The organism is Roseateles sp. P5_B10 (genome assembly GCF_056400485.1).
On the sequence record NZ_JBFULE010000618.1, the window covers coordinates 1 to 3,177 of the forward strand.

Genomic DNA, 3,177 nt, shown 5'->3' on the forward strand with positions numbered 1-3,177 from the left:
GCCCCGAGGCCATCAGCCTGGAGGGCCTGGCGGCCTACCTGCATCTGCGCGTCTGCGTCGAGGCGCTGCGCCGCGCCGGCAACCGCGTCGACGGGCCTGCGCTGGCGGCCGCGCTGGAGAACCTGGGCGTGCTCGACCTTGGCGGCTTCAGCGTGCGCTTCAGTCCCCGCCAGCACCGCGGCTCCGAGCACGTCGAGATCGGCCTGCGTGGCCGCGACGGGCGCCTGCGTCGATGAACTTATCCACCCCCTCAAAGGAGACCTTCCATGCTTGATCTGCATCTGCAACACGTCCTCGCCCAGGCGGCCGGCGCCCCCGACCTCTGTGACCTGCCGCCCGAGGCCTCTCGCGGCCTGTACCGGCAGATCTGCACGTTGGCGACCATGCCGCCYGCCGACGTCGACGTGACGCCGCACGAGACCCACTTCGCCGGCCAGGCCGTGCGCGTGCGCATCTACAAACCTCGCGATGCGGCGGGCGCCTTGCCCGTGGCGCTGTACTTCCACGGCGGCGGCTTCGTGCTCGGCGATCTCGAAAGCTATGACGCCGTCTGCCGCCAGCTCTGCGCTGACAGCGGCGCGATGATCGTCAGCGCCGCCTACCGCCTGGCACCTGAGCATCCCTATCCGGCGGCCATCGAGGACAGCTACGCCGCACTCGGCTGGGTGGCCGAAGCCATCCGCAGCTTTGGCGGCGACCCGACCCGCCTGGCCGTGATGGGCGACAGCGCCGGTGCCGCACTGGCCGCCAGCGCCGCCTTGCTGGCGCGCGATGCGGGCGGGCCGTCTATTGCCTTCCAGCTCCTCGTCTATCCGCCGGCGGCCGGCGGCCACGACGGTGACTACCCGTCGCGCGAGCAGCATGCCGCCGGCCCCACGCTGACGAAGCGGACCATGGACTATTTCAGCCGCCACTACTTTGGCGCCACCGGCAAGGCGCCCGACTGGCGCGGCGCGCCGCTGCTCGCGCCCAGCCTCGCCGGCCTGCCGCCCACGCTGCTGCTGCTGGCGGCCCATGACGCGCTGCGTGACGAGGGCATGGCCTACGGCGAGGCGCTCGGCGCGGCTGGCAATGCCGTCACCGTCATCGAGTACCACGGCCTGGCGCACGGCTTCATCAGCATGGCCGGCGCCGTCCCGGCGGCGCGGCTGGCGCTGGGGCAGATGGCGAGTGCGCTGCGGCAGGCCTTGCTGGGGTGATCCAAGCCATATCGAAACTGGCATGGCTTGAGAGGAAATCGCCATTGGATTGTTGTCGTGGAATGCCGTACACCCGGCAGCCACGACAAACGAGACAAGAGACATCCCATGGCATTGAATCGCAGGGGCCTGATCAGCGCGGGCCTCACCGGCATCGCCGCGTCCACGCTGCCCGCTCAGGCTGCCTCCACTGCAGCCACGCCCGCCAAAGGCCTGCTGGCCCCCACGCCGCCGATGGGCTGGAACAGCTGGAACAGCTTCGCGACCACCATCAACGAAGCCCAGGCCCGCGAGACCGCCCGCATCATGGCGGACAAGCTGCTGCCGGCCGGCTACAACATCTTCACCATCGACATCCAGTGGTACGAGCCCACGGCGTCAAGCTACAGCTACAGCGCCAACCCCGAGCCGGCGATGGACGGTCACGGCCGGCTGATCCCCGCCGTGAACCGGTTCCCGTCCAGTGCCGAAGGCCGCGGTTTCGCGCCGCTGGCGGCGGATGTCCATGCCATGGGCCTGAAGTTCGGCATCCACCTGATGCGCGGCATCCCGCGCCTGGCCGTGAAGCGCAACCTGCCCATCCTGGGCACGCCCTACCGCGCCGCTGACATCGCCGACACCAGCAGCGTCTGCACCTGGAACCCCGACATGTACGGCGTGGACATGCGCAAGCCCGGCGCGCAGGCCTACTACGACAGCGTCTTCGCGCTCTACGCCTCCTGGGGCGTGGACTTCATCAAGATGGACGACATGAGTCGCCCCTACGACGCCCATGCGCCGGAGATCGAGGCCGCTCACCGTGCCATCCAGCGCACGAAGCGGCCGATGGCGCTCAGCCTGTCGCCCGGCGAGACGCCCGTGAGCCGCGCCGAGCACGTACGCCAGCATGCGCAGATGTGGCGCATCTCCGACGACTTCTGGGACGACTGGCATGCGCTGGACGCCCAGTTCACGCGCCTGGAGAACTGGAACCCCTGGCGCCGGCCGGGCGCCTGGCCTGACCCGGACATGCTGCCGCTGGGCCGCCTGGYCCTGGGTGAGCGCGACACCAAGTTCACTGCCGATGAGCAGCGCACGCTGATGACGCTGTGGGCCATCACCCGCTCGCCGTTGATCATGGGCGGCGACCTGCGCCACCTGGACGAGCCGACGCTCGCGCTGCTCACCAACACCGAGGTGCTGGCCGTGGACCAGGCGAGCGCCGACAACCGGCCGCATTTCGTCGAGGACTTCGTGCGCATCTGGTCAGCCCGGCCGGCCGACGGCAAGGGCCGCTACGTCGCGCTGTTCAACCCGACGGACAAGGCCCGCGAGGTCGCCGTCTCGCTGCGCGACCTGGGGCTGGACGGCGTGTGCCAGGTGCGCGATCTGTGGGCGCGCAAGCCTCTCGATGCGGCATCGGGCCGGTTCGCCCAGCAACTRCCGTCGCATGGCGCCGGGCTGTACCGGCTCAGCTGACAGTTCAGCGCGCGACCTTGGCCAGCAGTTCCTGCAGTAGCAGGCGCTCGCCGCTGGTGAGCGTGTGGTCCAGGGCTTTTTCGGTCTCCTGCAGCGCCGCTAGGCTTTGCTCGGCCAGGCGTTCGCCCTCGGACGTGAGCCGCAGATGCAACGCGCGGCGGTCGTTGGCGTCGCGTTCGCGCTCGACCCAGCCGCGCTCCTGCAGGCGGTCGAGGATGAGCGTCATCTGCGGTGCCGGCACGCGCAGCAGGTCGCACAGGCGCTTCTGCGTGGTGTTGCGATTCGAGAAGATCAGCTGCAGCAGTGTGAACTCCACCGGCCGCAGGCCGAGCGGCTCGCCCACGCCCTGACTGAACAACTGGTTGGTGGTGACAGCCGCGCGTGCAATGGCATAGCCCAGGGTGTGGGCCAGGCGGGACTGGTCGAGGGGAGGGGACTTCTCGCGGATCGGGCTCATGGGTGTGCAGGATAACCATGGCCTGCCGGCCGCCGTTGCGGTCAAAACTCCTCGGTATCGATC

The 3,177-nt window shown here is 69.7% G+C and carries 3 protein-coding genes and 1 pseudogene; 3 read left to right on the top strand and 1 reads right to left on the bottom strand.

What is annotated here, in order from left to right; translation table 11 throughout:
- The 3 genes and pseudogenes from AC1DU6_RS24845 to AC1DU6_RS24855 all read left to right on the top strand — a co-directional run.
- Window positions 1-236, top strand: a pseudogene (locus AC1DU6_RS24845) (ABC transporter substrate-binding protein); the annotation flags it as partial.
- Between the two features lie 30 nt (window positions 237-266).
- Window positions 267-1,199 carry an alpha/beta hydrolase gene (locus tag AC1DU6_RS24850; RefSeq protein WP_477860331.1) on the top strand — a complete coding sequence of 311 codons (933 nt, stop codon included), beginning with the start codon at window positions 267-269 and terminating at the stop codon, window positions 1,197-1,199.
- Window positions 1,200-1,307: 108 nt separating this feature from the next.
- Window positions 1,308-2,657 (top strand): glycoside hydrolase family 27 protein, encoded by a 1,350-nt coding sequence (locus AC1DU6_RS24855; protein ID WP_477860333.1) that lies wholly within the window; start codon window positions 1,308-1,310, stop codon window positions 2,655-2,657.
- A gap of 4 nt (window positions 2,658-2,661) precedes the next feature.
- On the opposite strand, the gene AC1DU6_RS24860 is transcribed toward AC1DU6_RS24855, so the two are convergent.
- A complete protein-coding gene (locus AC1DU6_RS24860; RefSeq protein ID WP_477860335.1) occupies window positions 2,662-3,114 on the bottom strand; it encodes a MarR family winged helix-turn-helix transcriptional regulator in 453 nt (150 codons plus the stop codon).
- Window positions 3,115-3,177: the final 63 nt, after the last annotated feature.